Origin of the sequence: Nonomuraea guangzhouensis, from assembly GCF_019396345.1 — a bacterium.
Classification (GTDB): domain Bacteria; phylum Actinomycetota; class Actinomycetes; order Streptosporangiales; family Streptosporangiaceae; genus Nonomuraea; species Nonomuraea guangzhouensis.
Map to the genome: position 1 here is coordinate 49631 of NZ_JAHKRM010000021.1, position 15144 is coordinate 64774.

Annotated in this window: 14 protein-coding genes; 9 read left to right on the plus strand and 5 right to left on the minus strand. The window is 69.5% G+C overall.

Annotated elements, in window-relative coordinates:
* Positions 1–57 precede the first annotated feature (57 nt).
* The 4 genes from KME78_RS37510 to cydC are packed head-to-tail and all read left to right on the plus strand — an operon-like array spanning position 58 to position 5400.
* Positions 58–1209 carry a cytochrome ubiquinol oxidase subunit I gene (locus KME78_RS37510; RefSeq protein WP_219534207.1) on the plus strand — a complete coding sequence of 384 codons (1152 nt, stop codon included), beginning with the start codon at positions 58–60 and terminating at the stop codon, positions 1207–1209.
* A 10-nt stretch (positions 1210–1219) separates the two neighbouring features.
* The gene (locus tag KME78_RS37515; protein WP_219534208.1) at positions 1220–1984 is read left to right on the plus strand and encodes a cytochrome d ubiquinol oxidase subunit II; all 765 of its coding nucleotides are present in this window, start codon (positions 1220–1222) and stop codon (positions 1982–1984) included.
* Positions 1985–1990: 6 nt separating this feature from the next.
* On the plus strand, positions 1991–3658 hold the full coding sequence (cydD, locus tag KME78_RS37520) for a thiol reductant ABC exporter subunit CydD (protein ID WP_219534209.1): 1668 nt from the start codon (positions 1991–1993) through the stop codon (positions 3656–3658).
* Positions 3655–5400, plus strand: coding sequence for a thiol reductant ABC exporter subunit CydC (cydC, locus tag KME78_RS37525; RefSeq protein ID WP_246652773.1), 1746 nt, complete (start codon positions 3655–3657; stop codon positions 5398–5400). The genes cydD and cydC overlap by 4 nt, the downstream gene beginning before the upstream one ends.
* Positions 5401–5434: 34 nt before the next feature.
* On the opposite strand, the gene KME78_RS37530 is transcribed toward cydC, so the two are convergent.
* Both KME78_RS37530 and KME78_RS37535 read right to left on the minus strand, forming a co-directional pair.
* Positions 5435–6370, minus strand: a complete 936-nt coding sequence (locus KME78_RS37530; protein WP_219534210.1) for a discoidin domain-containing protein — start codon at positions 6368–6370, stop codon at positions 5435–5437.
* 17 nt (positions 6371–6387) lie between these two features.
* Positions 6388–7956, minus strand: coding sequence for an alkaline phosphatase D family protein (locus KME78_RS37535; RefSeq protein ID WP_219534211.1), 1569 nt, complete (start codon positions 7954–7956; stop codon positions 6388–6390).
* A gap of 169 nt (positions 7957–8125) precedes the next feature.
* Here KME78_RS37535 and KME78_RS37540 point away from each other — a divergent pair, with 169 nt between their 5' ends.
* From KME78_RS37540 to KME78_RS37550, 3 genes are read left to right on the plus strand one after another with little or no spacing between them, the layout of a single operon-like run.
* Positions 8126–8650 (plus strand): PadR family transcriptional regulator, encoded by a 525-nt coding sequence (locus KME78_RS37540; RefSeq protein WP_219534212.1) that lies wholly within the window; start codon positions 8126–8128, stop codon positions 8648–8650.
* Positions 8643–9308, plus strand: a complete 666-nt coding sequence (locus tag KME78_RS37545) for an ABC transporter ATP-binding protein (protein ID WP_219534213.1) — start codon at positions 8643–8645, stop codon at positions 9306–9308. The genes KME78_RS37540 and KME78_RS37545 overlap by 8 nt, the downstream gene beginning before the upstream one ends.
* Positions 9305–10642, plus strand: a complete 1338-nt coding sequence (locus KME78_RS37550; protein WP_219534214.1) for an FtsX-like permease family protein — start codon at positions 9305–9307, stop codon at positions 10640–10642. Before KME78_RS37545 ends, KME78_RS37550 begins: the two co-directional genes overlap by 4 nt.
* A gap of 658 nt (positions 10643–11300) precedes the next feature.
* On the opposite strand, the gene KME78_RS37555 is transcribed toward KME78_RS37550, so the two are convergent.
* Both KME78_RS37555 and KME78_RS37560 read right to left on the minus strand, forming a co-directional pair.
* Positions 11301–11531, minus strand: a complete 231-nt coding sequence (locus KME78_RS37555; RefSeq protein ID WP_219534215.1) for a DUF397 domain-containing protein — start codon at positions 11529–11531, stop codon at positions 11301–11303.
* On the minus strand, positions 11531–12388 hold the full coding sequence (locus KME78_RS37560; RefSeq protein ID WP_219534216.1) for a helix-turn-helix domain-containing protein: 858 nt from the start codon (positions 12386–12388) through the stop codon (positions 11531–11533). The genes KME78_RS37555 and KME78_RS37560 overlap by 1 nt, the downstream gene beginning before the upstream one ends.
* Before the next feature lie 532 nt (positions 12389–12920).
* Between KME78_RS37560 and KME78_RS37565 the strand changes: the two genes are divergently transcribed.
* A complete protein-coding gene (locus KME78_RS37565; protein WP_219534217.1) occupies positions 12921–13394 on the plus strand; it encodes an ATP-binding protein in 474 nt (157 codons plus the stop codon).
* 378 nt (positions 13395–13772) lie between these two features.
* Here KME78_RS37565 and KME78_RS37570 read toward each other — a convergent pair whose 3' ends face one another.
* A complete protein-coding gene (locus KME78_RS37570) occupies positions 13773–14051 on the minus strand; it encodes a hypothetical protein (RefSeq protein ID WP_219534218.1) in 279 nt (92 codons plus the stop codon).
* Between the two features lie 124 nt (positions 14052–14175).
* On the opposite strand from KME78_RS37570, the gene KME78_RS37575 reads away from it, so the two are divergent.
* Positions 14176–15066 (plus strand): DUF8189 domain-containing protein, encoded by an 891-nt coding sequence (locus KME78_RS37575; RefSeq protein ID WP_219534219.1) that lies wholly within the window; start codon positions 14176–14178, stop codon positions 15064–15066.
* Positions 15067–15144 lie beyond the last annotated feature (78 nt).

A 15144-nucleotide genomic window follows, 5' to 3' on the forward strand; every position in this document is an offset into this window, starting at 1 on the left:
GCCCGTCTATATGTAGACTGCCTATAGGTAGACAGACACAACGAAGGGGGTCGGCGTATGGAAGCGCTGGAACTGGCCCGGTTGCAGTTCGCGGTGACGGGGAGCCTGCACTTCCTGTTCGTCGTGCTCACGCTGGGGCTGGCACCGCTGGTGGCGATCATGCACACGCGCTGGGTGCTGGCGGGCAAGCCGCTGCACGAGCGGCTGACCAGGTTCTGGGGCCAGATCTATGTCATCAACTACGCGCTGGGTGTGGTCACCGGGCTGGTGATGGAGTTCCAGTTCGGGCTCTCGTGGAGCGGGCTGTCCCACTACGCGGGCGACGTCTTCGGCGCTCCGCTGGCCCTGGAGACGCTGGTGGCGTTCTTCCTGGAGTCGACGTTCCTCGGCCTGTGGATCTTCGGCTGGGGGCGGCTGCCCAAAGGGGCGCACCTGGCGTGCATCTGGCTCGTGACGCTCACCGCGTACGCCAGCGCCTTCTTCATCATGGCGGCCAACTCCTTCCTGCAGAACCCGGCCGGAGCCCTCGCCAGAGGCGATCACATGGAGCTGGTCGACGTCGGCGCGCTGTTCACGAACAAGACGCTGGTCTTCTCCTTCCCGCACGTGGTCGGGGCCGGCCTGTTCACCGGGGCCATGGTGCTGGTCGGGGCGAGCGCCTACCAGCTGCGCCGCCGTACGTCCGAGGTGGAGTTCTTCACCAAGTCGCTGCGTACGGGCGTGACCATGGCCTCGATCGGTATCTTCCTGACCATCGGCTTCGGCTACGCGCAGTTCGCCGGCATCCAGGACGGCAAGTTCAAGGGCGACTCGGCGGCGGTGCCGCTCGGGTTCATGATCGAGATCGGGCAGTTGCTCGCGTTCGTGGTGCTGTTCCTGATGCTGCCGCTGATCCGTTTCCTGCCGCGCTGGCGGTGGACGCATCCGCTGCTCATGCTGATGACGCCGCTGCCGTTCGTGCTGGCCATCATGGGCTGGCTGGCCAGGGAGCTGGGGCGGCAGCCGTGGATGATCTGGGAGAAGCTCACCGTCGCCGACGCCATGACGCCCGGCCTCACCCCGCCGATGATCACGGGGTCGCTGGTCGCCTTCGCGGCCGTGCTGGGGCTGCTGGCGCTCGTCGACTACGTCCTCATCGCCAGGGTGGTCCGGCGCGGGCCACGCGATCTCGACCTCGGCGCCGTCCGCGAACCCGCGCTGACCTACTAGGAGTCGTGAGATGGAACTGATGTGGTTCGCCTGCTTCGCCCTGCTGCTGGCCGGCTACTTCGCGCTGGAGGGCTTCGACCTGGGGGTCGGGCTCCTGCTGCCGGTGCTGGGCAGGTCGGTCTCCGGCCGGGACCGCATGGTGGCGGCCATGGCCCCGTTCGTGCTGGCCAACGAGGTGTGGCTGGTGGCGGTCGCCGGGGCGCTGTTCGGCGTCTATCCCTCGCTCGAGGGCGAGGTGCTGTTCGGGCTGTATCCGGTGGTGGTGGCCATGCTGCTGTCCTGGATCGTGCGGGATATGGGGCTGTGGTTCCGCCGCCGGGCCGAGGGTGCGGCCTGGCGGGGGTTCTGGGATCTGCTGATCTTTCTCGGCTCGCTGGGGCTCTCGTTCGGCTGGGGCGTGGCCCTGTACGCGGCCGCCACCGGGTTCGGCTCGTCCCTGCTGAACCCGGTGGGGTTGATGCTGGGCGTGGTGGTGACGCTGCTGTTCGCCTTCCACGGCTGGACGTTCCTGGCCTGGCGCTCCCCCGGCCTGGCCGGTGCCACCCGCTCGGGCCGCTCGCTGGCCGTGTCGGGGGCGGTGGCCGCGCTGCCCGCCGTCGGGGTGCTCCTGGGCAGCATGCCGTACCTGCTGGAGCACACCGCGCCGGCCGGCACGCTGAATGTGCTCAGTGTCATGGCGCTGCCGTTCGCGCCGATCGTGGTCGCCGCGCAAGTATGGGTGTGGCGCACTTTCCGTCCTGGTGAGAACGCCGTCCGGATCCCGTCGTTCTTTTGAGGGCTCGTGCACAAAGATCTCCTGCGGCTCATGCGGGCCGAGCAGTCGGTACGCCGCCATCTGGCCGTCACCTTCGCGGCGGCGATGGCGGCCGGGCTGCTCGTGCTCGTGCAGGCGGAGCTGCTGGCCGGGGTCCTGTCGGGCCGGTTCACGGCGGTGGCGCTGGCGGGCGTGGCCGCCGTGGTGGGCGTACGCGCGCTGCTCGCGTGGACACAGGGCATCTTCGCCGGCCGTACCGCGACGGGCGTCAAGTCCGCGCTCCGGCACCGCCTGCTGGCCAGGCTGCAGGAGCTGGGCCCGGCCCGGCTGGCCGGCCACCGCTCCGGTGAGCTGGTCACGCTCACGGGCCGCGGCCTCGACGGGCTCGACGCCTACCTGACCGGCTACCTGCCCGCGATCGCCGTCGCCGGGGTGGTGCCGGTGGCGGTGCTCGTGCGGCTGTTCGCCGCCGATCTGGCGAGCGCGGTCATCGTGCTGGTCACGCTGCCGCTGATCCCGCTGTTCGGCGCCCTCGTGGGGATGACCACCAAGGCCGTCACGGAGCAGCAGTTCCGCGCGCTGTCGCGGCTCGGCGGGCACTTCCTCGACGTCGTACGCGGCCTGCCCACGCTGCGGGCCTTCGGCCGGGCCCGCTACCAGGCGACGGTCATCCAGCAGGTGGCCGACGCGCACCGCGCCGCCACCATGCGCACGCTGCGGGTGGCGTTCCTGTCGTCGCTGGTGCTGGAGCTGTGCGCGTCGCTGTCGCTGGCCCTGGTGGCGGTGCCGATCGGGCTGCGGCTGCTGGGCGGGTCGCTGGACCTGACGACGGCGCTGCTGGTGCTGCTGCTGGCTCCGGAGGCTTATCTGCCGTTGCGGGCCATGGGCACCCGGTTCCACGCCTCCATGGAGGGGGTGGCGGCGGCGGACGCGGCCTTCGCCGTCCTGGACCCTTCAGCCGACCTGGTGGACGCTTCCGTGCCACGGGAGCCGCTGGGTTCCGGGGCACCGTCGATCCGCCTGGAGGACGTCACGGTCCGCTATCCCGGCCGCGACGACCCGGCGCTCGAACACGTCTCGCTCACCATCGAGCCCGGCGAACGCGTGGCCCTGGTCGGCGAGAGCGGCGGCGGCAAGAGCACCCTGCTGCACCTGATCCTGGGCTTCATCCAGCCGACGGAAGGCAGGGTCCTCGTCGACGGCATCGACCTGCGGGCCCTGGACCTGGCCGCCTGGCGCGACAGGCTGGCCTTCGTCCCGCAGCGCCCGCACCTGTTCACCACCTCGGTCGCCGAGAACATCCGTCTGGGCGCCCCGTCCGCCTCCCCGGAGCAGGTGAGGCAGGCCGCCACCGCCGCCCATGCGGCCGACTTCATCCGGTCCCTGCCCGACGGGTACGACACGGCGGTAGGCGAACGCGGCGCGAACCTGTCGGCCGGCCAGCGGCAACGCGTGGCCCTGGCCCGCGCCTTCTGCCGCCCGGACACCTCGGTCCTGCTGCTGGACGAGCCCACGGCCCGGCTCGACGGCCGCAGCGAGGCGGCCGTGGTGGCGGCCACCGCGGACCTGGCCCGGGACCGTACCGCGATCATCGTGGCGCACCGGCCCGCCATGATCGACCTGGCCGACCGGGTCGTCCGTGTCCACGAGGGTCGAGTGATCTCCGACCGCTCCGTCGCGAGGGAGAACCGATGAACCGGCGGATGGGACTCCGGCTCACCTGGGCCGTGCTGGCCGGAGCGGCGGCCGATCTGGCCGGGCTGGGCCTGATCGCGGCCGCGGCGTGGCTGATCACGCGGGCCGCCGAGCAGCCGCCGCTGGCCGCGTTGAGCGTCGCCATCGTGGCCACGAGGGCGTTCGCCACCGGCAAGGGCGTGTTCCGCTATGCCGAGCGGCTCACCGGCCACGATGTCGCCCTGCGCGCCCAGGCCGGCACCCGCGAACGCCTCTACCAGGCCCTCATCCCGCCGCAGCGGCCCCGGCACGGCGGCGCCGACCTGCTCAGCCGGATGGTGGACGACACGGAGGCCGTACAGGACCTCCTGGTGCGCTGCCTCCTCCCCGCGACGGCCGCCGCCCTCGCGGGCCTGGCCGCCGTCGTCATCGGCCTCACCCTGCTGCCCGTCGCGGCGCTGGTCCTGGTGGCGGGGCTGGTCGTGGCGGGCGTGGCGCTGCCCGCCGGTACGGCCGCCGCCGCGCGTCGCTGGTCGGCCAGGATCGCCCCCGCCAGAGCCGCCCTCGCCGAACGGGTGGCCGACCTGGTGCACGGCTCCGCCGACCTGGCCGCGTACGGCGCCGGCGACCGCGCCCTGGCCCGCGCCCGCGCCGCCGACGAGGCCCTGGCCTCCCTGGAACGCCGCCAAGCCCGCGTCCACGCCCTCGCCCTGGCGGGCGGCACCCTGGTCCAGGGCCTGACGGTGGCGGCGATCGTGCTGCTCGCCCAGACCGCGGGGACCGACAGCGTGGCCACGGCGGTCCTCGCCCTGACCGCGCTGGTCGCCTTCGAGCCGGTGCTGCCGCTGGCGGCGGCGGGCGAACGCCTGGCGGGCATCATGGCCGCGCTCAGGCGCCTTCGCGACGTCGGCTCCACCCCACCCGCCGTCACCGAACCGGCCACCGCGTCACCCACTCCCCCGTCGCCGCTGACGGTCGAGATCGACGATCTGGTGGTACGACACGCGCCGCGCGTCCTGGGGTCGGCCGACGTGGCCGCGGATCTCGCCGACGTAGCCGCAGAGCCGGTCGGCGGACCGGAGCGGGCGGCGGTCGACGGGGTCTCGCTGACCCTGACCCCCGGCAAGCGGGTGGCCCTAGTGGGGCCGAGCGGGGCCGGGAAGAGCACCCTGCTGGCCGCGCTGATGCGCCTGGTCGAGCCCGAGTCCGGCACCATCCGCGTCAACGGCGTGGACGTGCGGGGGCTGGCCTCGGACGACGTACGGGCCATGATGACGGGGCTCACCCAGGACCCCTACATCTTCCAGACCACCCTGAGCGCCAACCTGCGGCTCGCCGGTCCCGAGGCCGACGACGAGGAGCTGCGGCAGGCCGTACGGGAGGCCAGGCTCGAGGAGTGGGTCGAGCGGGCCGGGTGGGACGCCGAGCTGGGCGAGGACGGCAGGACCGTGTCCGGCGGGCAGCTGCAGCGGCTGGCCCTGGCCAGGGCGCTGCTGTACGACCCGCCCGTGCTGCTGCTCGACGAGCCGGCCGAGGCGCTGGACGAGGAGGCCGCCGACGCGCTCATGGCCGACCTGCTCGACGTGACGCACGACCGCACCACCCTGCTGGTCACCCACCGGCTCAAGGGCTTGGAGCAGGTGGACGAGATCGTGGTGCTGGAGGAGGGCCGGGTGGTGCAGCGCGGCCACCACGACGAGCTCGTCACCGAGCCGGGCTACTATCGCGACCTTTGGGAGTCAGAGGTCCTCACCAGACGATGACCGCCTGGGGGAGCCCAGCTCCCCCGGGCGGGTGTCAGCGCACTTCGACCTCGACGATGCGGGTGTAGTCGTTGGCGCCGTTCGAGGCCAGCGCGACGATGCGGACGGCGTCCGCCGTGACGGGCGTGAAGTCCGAGCGGGCGCTGCCTGCGGTGTTGCCTCGCACCTGGGCGACCGTCTGCCACTGGCCGCCCGACTGGACCTGGACGTCCCAGTCGCGCAGGCCGTAGACCGAGGCCGGGTAGCGTTCGGTGTTCAGCGTGTAGAGGTCCACGCGGGAGACCTGCTTGGCACTGCCCAGCGCGATGGCCGCGGTGTCCGGCCAGGCCCTGGCGGTGGCGTCGTTCCAGCCGTTGCCTCCGGCCCAGCCGTTGGAGCCGTTGTCGCCGTCGGCGATGCTGCAGGGCGGGTAGTTGGCGTTGACGTGCTGGGAGGAGGCGGTGACCTGCCGCCGGAGCGCGAGGTTGCCGCCGTTGTCGAGTTTGTCGGGGGTCACCACCTCGACGGGCACGGCCAGGGTGCGGTCCCCGGCCTTCAGGCGTAGGCCGTACGGGCCTTCTGGGGTGTTGGGCGGGACGGCGACCAGCAGTTTCGCGCCGAGCTCGTAGCCGGGCGGCAGGTAGCTGGACAGCATCGAGCGGGAGGCGCTGAGCGGCTGGTCGATCTCCACGGACAGGTCGGCGTACCCGGCCTTCCTGGCGTCGCTGCGCATGCCGATCTCTATCTTGGCCGGGCAGGCGGGGTCCACGCCGAGCGGGGCGATGAGCTTGTCGGCGCCCGCGATGGGGGTCAGCCGGCCGGTGCCCTTGGACTTGCCCGGTCTGACCTTGATCGAGGTGACGGAGGCGGGCTCCTGCTCGGGCGGCTGGGCGGCGGGTGAGGGGTCCTGCTTCGAGGCGACGGCGTGCGCGCCCGGCCCGGTCAGGACCGTGACGGCGGCGACGGCCAGCGCGGCGGTGAGGTGACGCATGATCATTCCTTCCGGGGTCAGAGTGCCTGCAGGCCGGGGGTGCCGTCGAGGGTCACGAGGCTGGCCCGGGTGGAGACGGGCGCGCCTGGCTTGTCGACGTACGGGACGACCTTGAAGTCGGCCCGCCACTGACTCCGGGTGACCTCGCAGGAGACGTAACCGCGCTGGTAGCTGGAGAACCTGAGGTGCGGGTTGGTCGGATCGCTGCCCCCGGGCGGCAGTCCGGTGGTGGCGCTGCCGTTGCCGCCGCTGCTGACCGAGGTGCCGACGAACTCCACGCCGACCGTGCGCGAGGCCGCGTCGTCGAAGTTCGCCTTGAGCTCGCCGGCCAGGTTGTAGTGGATGTCGCCGGTGAGCACCACGGGGTTGCTGACCTCGCGGTCGATCATGCCGTTGAGCACGCGGTCCTTGGCTGCCTTGTAGCCGTCCCAGAGGTCCATGCTGAGCTTCTGGGCCGGTCCGGCGTCGTAGTCGAGCTGCATCATGGCGATCTGCTGGGCCAGCACGTTCCACTTGGCGCGGGACTCGCCCAGACCGTCGAGCAGCCACTTCTCCTGCTCGGCGCCGAGCATCTGCCTGGCCGGGTCGAGCCGGTCGGCGCAGTCGACCTGCTGCCCGTCGCCGCAGACCTGGTCGTCGCGGTACTGCCGGGTGTCGAGCACGTTGAACTCGGCCAGGTCGCCGAAGGTGAACCTGCGGTAGATCCGGGCGTCGGGGCCCTGCACGGCGGGCACCCGGATGGGCAGGTTCTCCCAGTAGGCCCGGAAGGCGTTGGCGCGGATCACCAGGTAGTCCTGCTCGGTCACCTCGCCGCCGGGGCCGTACTTCCCCGCCCAGTTGTCGAGCACCTCGTGGTCGTCCCAGGTGACGATCCACGGCGCGCGCTGGTGCGCGGCCTGCAGGTCGGGGTCGCTCTTGTAGAGGCCGTACTGGATGCGGAAGCGGTCGAGGGTGTCGCACTGCACCCGGTACTGCTCCGGCACGGGGGTGTTGCGCATGCCGCCGGTGGGCACGATGCCGTACTCGTAGATGTAGTCGCCGAGGTGGAAGACCACGTCGGGCTCCTCCTCCGCGAGGTGGCGGTAGGCGCTGTAGTAGCCGTCCTGCCACAGGGCGCACGAGGCGAAGGCCAGTTTCAGGGCGTCGGGCCTGCTCCTGAGTGCCGGGGCGGTCTTGGTCCGGCCGACCGGGCTGATCTGGCCGCCCGTACGGAAGCGGTAGAAGTACTCGCGGCCGGGCCGTAACCCCGTGGCGTCCACGTGGACCGAGTGCCCGTACTCGGGGGTGGCCCACGCGGAGCCGTGGCCGGCGCGGCGCGTGAACGCCTCGTCCTCCGCGATCTCCCAATCGACCTTGATCCTGCCGTACGGCATGCCGCCGAGCGGCTCCATCGGCTTGACGGCCAGCCGCGTCCAGAGGATCACCCGGTCGGGCAGCGGATCTCCGGACGCGACGCCGAGCTGGAAGGGGTAGTCGACCCTGGCGGTGGCCTGGGCCGTCCACGGGTCGGCCAGGTTCGTGGTGAAGGCGAGCGCGAGCGCTGAACCGCCGATCCCGAGGAAGGATCGACGTGAGGGACGGTGCATGGGCTTCCTCAGAGCTGGGGGGTCGAAAGCTCTCACTTTTTAGCAACCAGCCCAGCTCTTAACAAGACTCAAGTTAAAACTCACAGGCGATTGCGTTAAATCACCCGCACAAGCCACCAGAACGCTTCACTATTCACTCGATGTATGAATCGCATGTATAGTCGCGATCATGTCAACCGGACATGTGATGCTCGGGCTGCTCATGGAGCGGCCCAAGCACGGATATGAGCTCAAACGCGAGCACGACCAGCGCCTGCCCGGCCATAAGCCGCTGGCGTACGGCCAGGTGTACGCGACGTTGCAGCGACTGCAGCGCGACGGGTTCGCCGAGGTCGCGGAGACGGTGCAGGAGGGCGGCCCGGAGCGCACCGTGTACGCCATCACCGAGGAGGGGCTCGCCGAGCTCACCCGGTGGCTGGACGGGGTGGAGGCGCCCGCGCCGCACCTGTCCAGCGCCCTGCTGTCCCGCGTGGTGGTCGCGTCCGTGGCGGGTGGCGCTGCCGACGGCTATCTGTCGCGGCAGCGGGCCGCGCATCTGGCGCGGATGCGCGAGCTCACGGCGGAACGCTCGGCGGGCTCCCCCGCCCAGGCGCTGGCCGCCGACTACGCGCTCCAGCACCTCGACGCCGACCTGCGCTGGATCGAGACGGCCATGCTGCGGCTGGCCGACCTGAAGGAGGAACCTCTTGCTTGAGGCACGCGCACTGCGCAAGACCTTCGCCCGCACCGTCGCCTTGGACGGTGTGTCGCTGGAGATCGGCGCGGGCGAGATCGTCGCGATCACCGGGCCGAGCGGCTCGGGCAAGTCCACCCTGCTGCACTGCCTGGCCGGGATCATCCGCCCGGAGTCGGGCGAGGTCCTGTTCGACGGCAGCCGGATCGACACGCTCGGCGAGGCCGATCGTACGGATCTACGCAGGCGGAGTTTCGGGGTCGTCTTCCAGTTCGGCCAGCTCGTCCCTGAGCTGACGGCGGCGGAGAACGTGGCGCTGCCGCTGCTGTTCGACCGGCACGGGCGTCAGGAGTCCCTGCGCACCGCTCACTCCTGGCTGGAACGCCTGGAGGTGGCCGAGTGCGGCGACCAGCGGCCCGGCGGGCTGTCCGGGGGGCAGTTACAGCGTGTCGCCGTGGCCCGTGCGCTGGTCACCGGTCCTCGTGTGGTGTTCGCCGACGAGCCGACGGGGGCGCTCGATTCGCTGGCGGGTGAGCGGGTGATGGACGTGCTCAGCCGTGCGGCCCGGGCTGACGGCATGACCTTGGTGATCGTCACGCATGACAACCGGGTGGCCGCGTACGCCGACCGGGAGATCGCGTTGCGGGACGGCGCGCTCGCGGCGGAGGTGGCCGCGTGATCGCGGTGATGCGCATGCTCGCCAGGGGTGGGTCGCGGCGCGAGCGGGTCCGGGGGCGCCTCATGGCCGCGGGGGCGGCGCTCGCGACCTTCCTCCTCTGCGTCGCGGTGAATCTGCTCCAGGCGCGGGACGCGCGCATCGACGCCTTCTTCAGCAGCGATGGGCGCGCCCTCACCTCGCTGGGGTTGGCCCTGCTGATCCTCCCGGCGATGGCCTTCCTCTACCAGGTGAGCCGGCTGGCCGGCGCCACCAGGGAACGGCGGCTGGCCGCCCTTCGACTGGCCGGGGCCACGCCGCGCCACGTGCGCCTGCTCGGGGCGTACGAGGGCGGGTGGCAGGCGGCACTGGGCGGGCTGATCGGCATCGCGGTGTACCTGATGATCGACCTGGCACTGTCGTGGCCGCTGCCGCTGACCCGCCCTCTCCTGATGCCGGCGATCCTTGTCGCAGTGACGCTCAGCGGCACGTTCTCAGGATTGAAGGCGGGACGGCACGTGGTGTCCTCTCCGCTGGGCGTGGTCCGGCGGGCGCAGCCGACCGGCCCGAGGGTGCTCGACCTGGTGCTGGTCACGGCGGGGGTAGGGGCGCTCGCTATCCCCGCGACCGTCAACGGCCGAACCTTCATCAGCAGTTATGTCGGGCCGATCGGGTCGTACGGCGTGGCCCTGATCATGGCCATCGGCATGGTACTCCTGCTGTTCGGCCTGGTCCTCGCCACCGCTTGGCTGATCAGGGCAGCCGCACGGTGGGTGGGGCGGCGCGCGCGGGCGGCCGAGACCCTGCTCGCGGCCCGGCTCGTGGAAGCCGACCCACGGGGCTGGGCCCGCGCACTGTCAGTGGTGGGGCTGACTGTGTTCTTCGGCTCCATGGAGGGCGCCCAACAGGGGATCATCTTCTCGCATGGCGCCGACGAGGTCCCTGCTTACTTCATGACGGCCTACCTGCTGATAGACATCGCCCTGCTGATCGCGCTGGCCACATCGGCCGCCGCCCTCGTCGTGCATCAGGCGGAGGCGTTGCTGGATCACCGGCGGTCGTTCGCCGCGCTGGCTGCCGCCGGCGCGCCCGTGCCCGCCTTGGGCCGGGTCCTCATCCGCCAGGCGCTCACCACGTCGATCCCGGTGTGCCTGGTCGCCGCCCTCGCCGGGGTGGGCGTCGTCCTGATCCCCACCGGCGCGTACGCCTTCCAGGAACTGCCGAAAGCGCTCATCTGGGGGGCGGTCCGCGTGATCCTCACGGTGCTGATCGGCGTGGTGACAGCTGTCCTGGTGGCCAGAGCCGCCCGCCCCCTCCTCCGCCGCGCCCTCGACCCGGACGAACTCCGCACCGAGTGACGGTGTCGTGGCCGCGTTCGCCAGGGTGGGAGGTTCGCCGGGCGGTGAGGGCGTTGTGGGCGGTGTAGTAAACCGCGACCAACGCGGCCAAGCCGGTAGCGACCGCCAGAACGCGGCCGCGGACAGCGGACGCGAGCTTCTCACTCTTCGGGCCAGTCACGCCGCCGACGTGTTCCAGCCACCTTGAGGGATAGCCGGCCCGTTCACTTCGGCCATGGTCTGGAACGTGCCCCCTGCGTTCGGTCTCGGATCAACTGGCTGGCAGAGTCCAGTTTCCGCCTTTGCAGGCGGGCGGGCCGAAGGTGAAACGCCGTCCACTGACCGTCTCGGCCACGATCACGTCTTCGGCTCCGTTACGCAGGCATCCTCCGGACACGACCGGAATCCGGTCCGATCCACCAGGGGGAAGCTGCCGACAGTGGTGCCGGAGTGATGTAGTTGACCCTCAGGGGTGCCGAAGATGCCGCTTCAAGCGAGCCGTTGGCCGGGATGGCGCGGAAGCTGTAGTTCTCGGCCCCGCTGAGGAGATAGCCGGCGGTGAATCCGGGTTGTGCCCGGTGTCAAAGTGCGATTCTCTGCGCCGTCCCCTGCATAGACATGAAGAACGCCCGATCGCCGTACAGGTGACTGGGCGTTCTTCTTCGACTGACACCTTCGTTCAGGCGGACGGCAAGTCGAATTCACCGGCCTTGGCTCCATCGACGAACGCGACCCACTCGGACGCGCTGAACCGGAGGTGTAGTCCTTGAGGGTCCTTGCTGTCACGTACAGCAGCTCCGCCTCCGGGCAAAGTGGCGACTTCTACGCAATCGCCGCTGGCGTTGCTGAACCTCGACTTGCGCCAGACGAGGACTGCGCCGTCATTGTCGATGCTGGGGGTATCGCTCATTAGGCTTCCTTACCTAGCTTCGCGATGAAGCTCCGGCTCTGTCCCGGGTTTAGAGCCTTTGCCATCAAATGGTCATAGACCAGGTTATACCTGTCTACATCGACCCGTTCTTCAAGGTAGAGACCACTGACCTCGTTCTCGATATAGACCACGTCAGGATCAGGGGATGTGAAGCTCAGGAGGACGAAGCCGCCACCCATTCCAGCATGCATGGCGGCGCTGAACGGGAGAACTTGCAAGGTCACGTGGGGAAGCTGTGATACCTCAGCCAGACGCTTGAATTGGGCCTGCGGACCCATGTTGGCGGCAGCGACCCGCCGCAGACTTGCCTCGTTGAGGACGAAGGAGAGCTTGCGGGCGTCATCTTGGAGCATCCGCTCCTGTCGGGCCATCCGGAACGCGATTTTTCGGTCAATCTCATCATTGCCGAGACTGGTTGGCTGGGTCGCGAGGTATGCGCGGTAGTACTCGGCCGTCTGAAGTAGGCCGGGAATTAGCTCCACGTCGTAAGATCGCCGCCTTTCCGCCTCAGTCTCCAAGCCGATCAAGACTTGGAACCACTCTGGAACGACATCCCCGTAGGTGTGCCACCATCCCCGCTGGCGGGACTGGCGCGCGAGAGCGAGCAGTTCCTCTACCTTGTCGCCCTGAACACCGTATATCTCCAGAAGTAGCCGGAGATCGGATGCTTTAATGCCTCGGCGACCACTTTCGATGCGACTGACCGACGATTGTGCGACTTCAAGTCGTTGAGCAACCTGCTCGGCAGTGAGGCCGGATTCCCTGCGTAGCCGCCTCAGTTCGGCCGCCAGTCGGCGTCGCCTCACAGTGGGGCTGCTTCCACTCTCACCTGTCATTTGTCCGCCTCAAGCTGTCGAGATGCCGGCCCCAACGTCGCGAGCCCTATGAGGTTCGCGCACGCCTAAGGAACAAGCAAACGGAAGTATCCATCTTGGATATTGCCACTTGCATACCGCTGGATGCATCATGGCCGTAGCTTGTTGAAGCCGTCTCTTCAGGGGTGGACGCAGGCCGCTTCTCGCCTGTCCTGCCTGCGGCAGTAGAGATAGGCGATCGGATGAGACCCCGAAAAGAGTCTCCTGCCCTATACGCGAGGGAGGTCCCGTCATGCGGCACATCGATCACAATGAGACGCGGTTCGTTCACTTAATGCGACTGACGTCGGATCTGCCTCAGTTGTGGGTGGCTGGTGTTGCAGCGGCCTCGAAGGGACGAGCCGTTCATTTCCATTCCTCGGGCGCGGAGAGCTTTGCGAATGCAGGCCGTGCTGAGGGGCGAGGGCTGGATCTTCACGTGGGGTCACGGTCGGGGTCGGTGGGTGGGTGCGTACGACGTGGATGCGACTACGCGGATCTGGGAGGTGGCGCGGTGAAGGAGCGGTTTCTGGGTGAAGTCGTGTTGCCGGGGGTGGCGCATTCGGTGGCGGTGGCTCGTCACTGCGTCGGAGAGATGCTGGCGGCGGCAGGGCATCGGGGCGTGGAGGATGTGCAGCTGATCGTGAGCGAGCTGGCTGGCAATGCGCTGGTCCACACCGCTTCGGGGCTGTACGGCGGGGTGGTGACGGTGGAGGTCGTCGCCATTGATGCCGAGATCGTTCGCGTTGAGGTGACCGATGACGGGGCGGACACCGTTCCTCGAGTGCGGGTGTCCGGCGATGACGACTGCCACGGGCGGGGCCTGTGGCTGGTCGAGCAGGTCTCGCTCAAGTGGGGCGTGCGCTTGTTGGGTGCGGGACAGCGCGCGGTCTGGGCGGAAGTGTTCACGGGTCAGGTCGTGCCTGGGTGTGCCGGAAAAGGCATGATGGCCGGGGTCGCGCGCAGAGAGCGTGAGGTGGAGAGGTGAGCTGGGTAGTCGGTCACTGGCGGTTTCCCCCTCATTGCACGGCGCCGCACGTGTCGGCCGTGCAGTCGCACTGCGACCAGTTGATATGGAACGCTCCACGCAGGGGCGAGCCGGACGGCCGGGTTATGCAGTGGACCTGCGACTGCACGGAGGCCTATTACGAACTGATCGCACTCGGGGGGTTGCGGTTCATTCGCCGGACGGTTCTCCGGAACGGGAAGAGCGTCATTCATGAGAGTGACCGCTGGTCCTTCCGTGTGGCAGATGCCTTGTGGAGCGCCCTGCTTATGGGGCAGGCGAGATGACTAGAAGATCATCGGACGGGGCGACGCCGGGGTGTCCTTCCCCTCAGGCGCCATCCAGGGTTGAGCGCCTGCGTTACCGCCCACGGTGAGTGGTGGGGCCGACGGAATGGCCGTAGGCCACCCGTAAGGCGAGCGCGAGCGAGGTCGGGCGGCGCGGCGGGCGCAACCCGTGGCCAGCGCTCGGGAACTGGCTGGCCGTCCTGCCCACGTTGGGATCCTTCAGCCACATGCGCCACCATGCGCCGTCCTCATCGACGCCACTGCTGGTGTGGGAGATGATCCCGGCCAGCGCAGAGATGGCCAGGTCCGCGCCCGCGGAAAGCTGGTCAAGCGCCCGCGAATCGGCGGCCATCGTCACTCTTTGTTCATTTGGTCCCGCCTACGCTGCCCTTCGGCCGACAAACGGGGAAAAGAGGACGGTCTTGCGCAGGAGAATCCGGGTCGCGATCGCAGCGGTCCTGACATTACTGGTATCCATGGTCATCGCCTCGCCGGCGCACGCGGTGGAGGGCGACTACGCCAAGTTCGGCGAAGGCATCACCCCGAACACCCCGGCCGTGGTGTCGGTGCCGGGGCACACCATCAGGATCGTCCGGGGGACCGACGGCAGGCTCTACTGGTCCGACCAGATGGGGGACTTCGTGCCGATACCCGGGGCATGGCGAACCCCGTTCGCGCCCACGGCGGTCGTCTATCGCGGCATCCTGTGGGTGTTCATCCGCGGCAACTCGGACAACAGGCTCTACTACGCCAGGCTCACCGACGCCGGCAACAACACCTGGAGCCCGTGGACCGGCATTCCGGGCGCCGCCTCACTGGGCTCCCCGTCGGCCGTGGAATTGGGCCAGACGCTGCACGTCTACTACACCGGCACCGACTATCGCATCTACCACGCCGAGTACGAGGACAGGTGGCACTTCACGGGCCAGGAGGTCGCCGGGATGGGCCGGTCGGAGTCGCCGCCCACCGCCGTGCGCTACGACTACACCGACGCGCAGATCATGCTGCTGCACCGCGGCACCGACAACCGCATCTACCGGCAGGTGTGGAACCCGCTGAGCAACTCCTACAACGGCTGGCGGGCGATCGGGAACATGCGGACGGAGCTGCGGATCGCGGCGGCCTCGGACCCCGACAACTACTCGATCGTGCAGCTCGCCGCGCGCGGCAGTGACGGGCTCGTGTGGCATGCCACTCTGACGGGCGACTACCAGACCTACCCTTGGGTCCCGGTGACCGGGCTGCAGTTCCACACCGACGCCGCGCCGACCTTGTACACGGCGGCGAGCTTCGTCGGCCAGATCGCCGTCTACCTGGTCATCACGCTGCGGGGATACAACGACCTGTGGGCCAAGCGGCTGAACTGACCGGCTGCTGATTGTCGCCAATCTGGGTGGGGGCGCGAGGGGGCGCCCCCATTTGGGGTGCAGGTCAGCCGCTGACCC

Coding starts and splice junctions, on each gene's coding strand:
- KME78_RS37515 (WP_219534208.1), top strand. CDS start 1,220: ATGGAACTGATGTGGTTCGCCTGCTTCGCCCTGCTGCTGGCCGGCTAC.
- KME78_RS37570 (WP_219534218.1), bottom strand. CDS start 14,051: ATGGCCGCCGATTCGCGGGCGCTTGACCAGCTTTCCGCGGGCGCGGAC.
- KME78_RS37540 (WP_219534212.1), top strand. CDS start 8,126: ATGTCAACCGGACATGTGATGCTCGGGCTGCTCATGGAGCGGCCCAAG.
- KME78_RS37575 (WP_219534219.1), top strand. CDS start 14,176: ATGGTCATCGCCTCGCCGGCGCACGCGGTGGAGGGCGACTACGCCAAG.
- cydC (WP_246652773.1), top strand. CDS start 3,655: ATGAACCGGCGGATGGGACTCCGGCTCACCTGGGCCGTGCTGGCCGGA.
- KME78_RS37535 (WP_219534211.1), bottom strand. CDS start 7,956: ATGCACCGTCCCTCACGTCGATCCTTCCTCGGGATCGGCGGTTCAGCG.
- KME78_RS37560 (WP_219534216.1), bottom strand. CDS start 12,388: ATGACAGGTGAGAGTGGAAGCAGCCCCACTGTGAGGCGACGCCGACTG.
- KME78_RS37530 (WP_219534210.1), bottom strand. CDS start 6,370: ATGCGTCACCTCACCGCCGCGCTGGCCGTCGCCGCCGTCACGGTCCTG.
- KME78_RS37510 (WP_219534207.1), top strand. CDS start 58: ATGGAAGCGCTGGAACTGGCCCGGTTGCAGTTCGCGGTGACGGGGAGC.
- KME78_RS37555 (WP_219534215.1), bottom strand. CDS start 11,531: ATGAGCGATACCCCCAGCATCGACAATGACGGCGCAGTCCTCGTCTGG.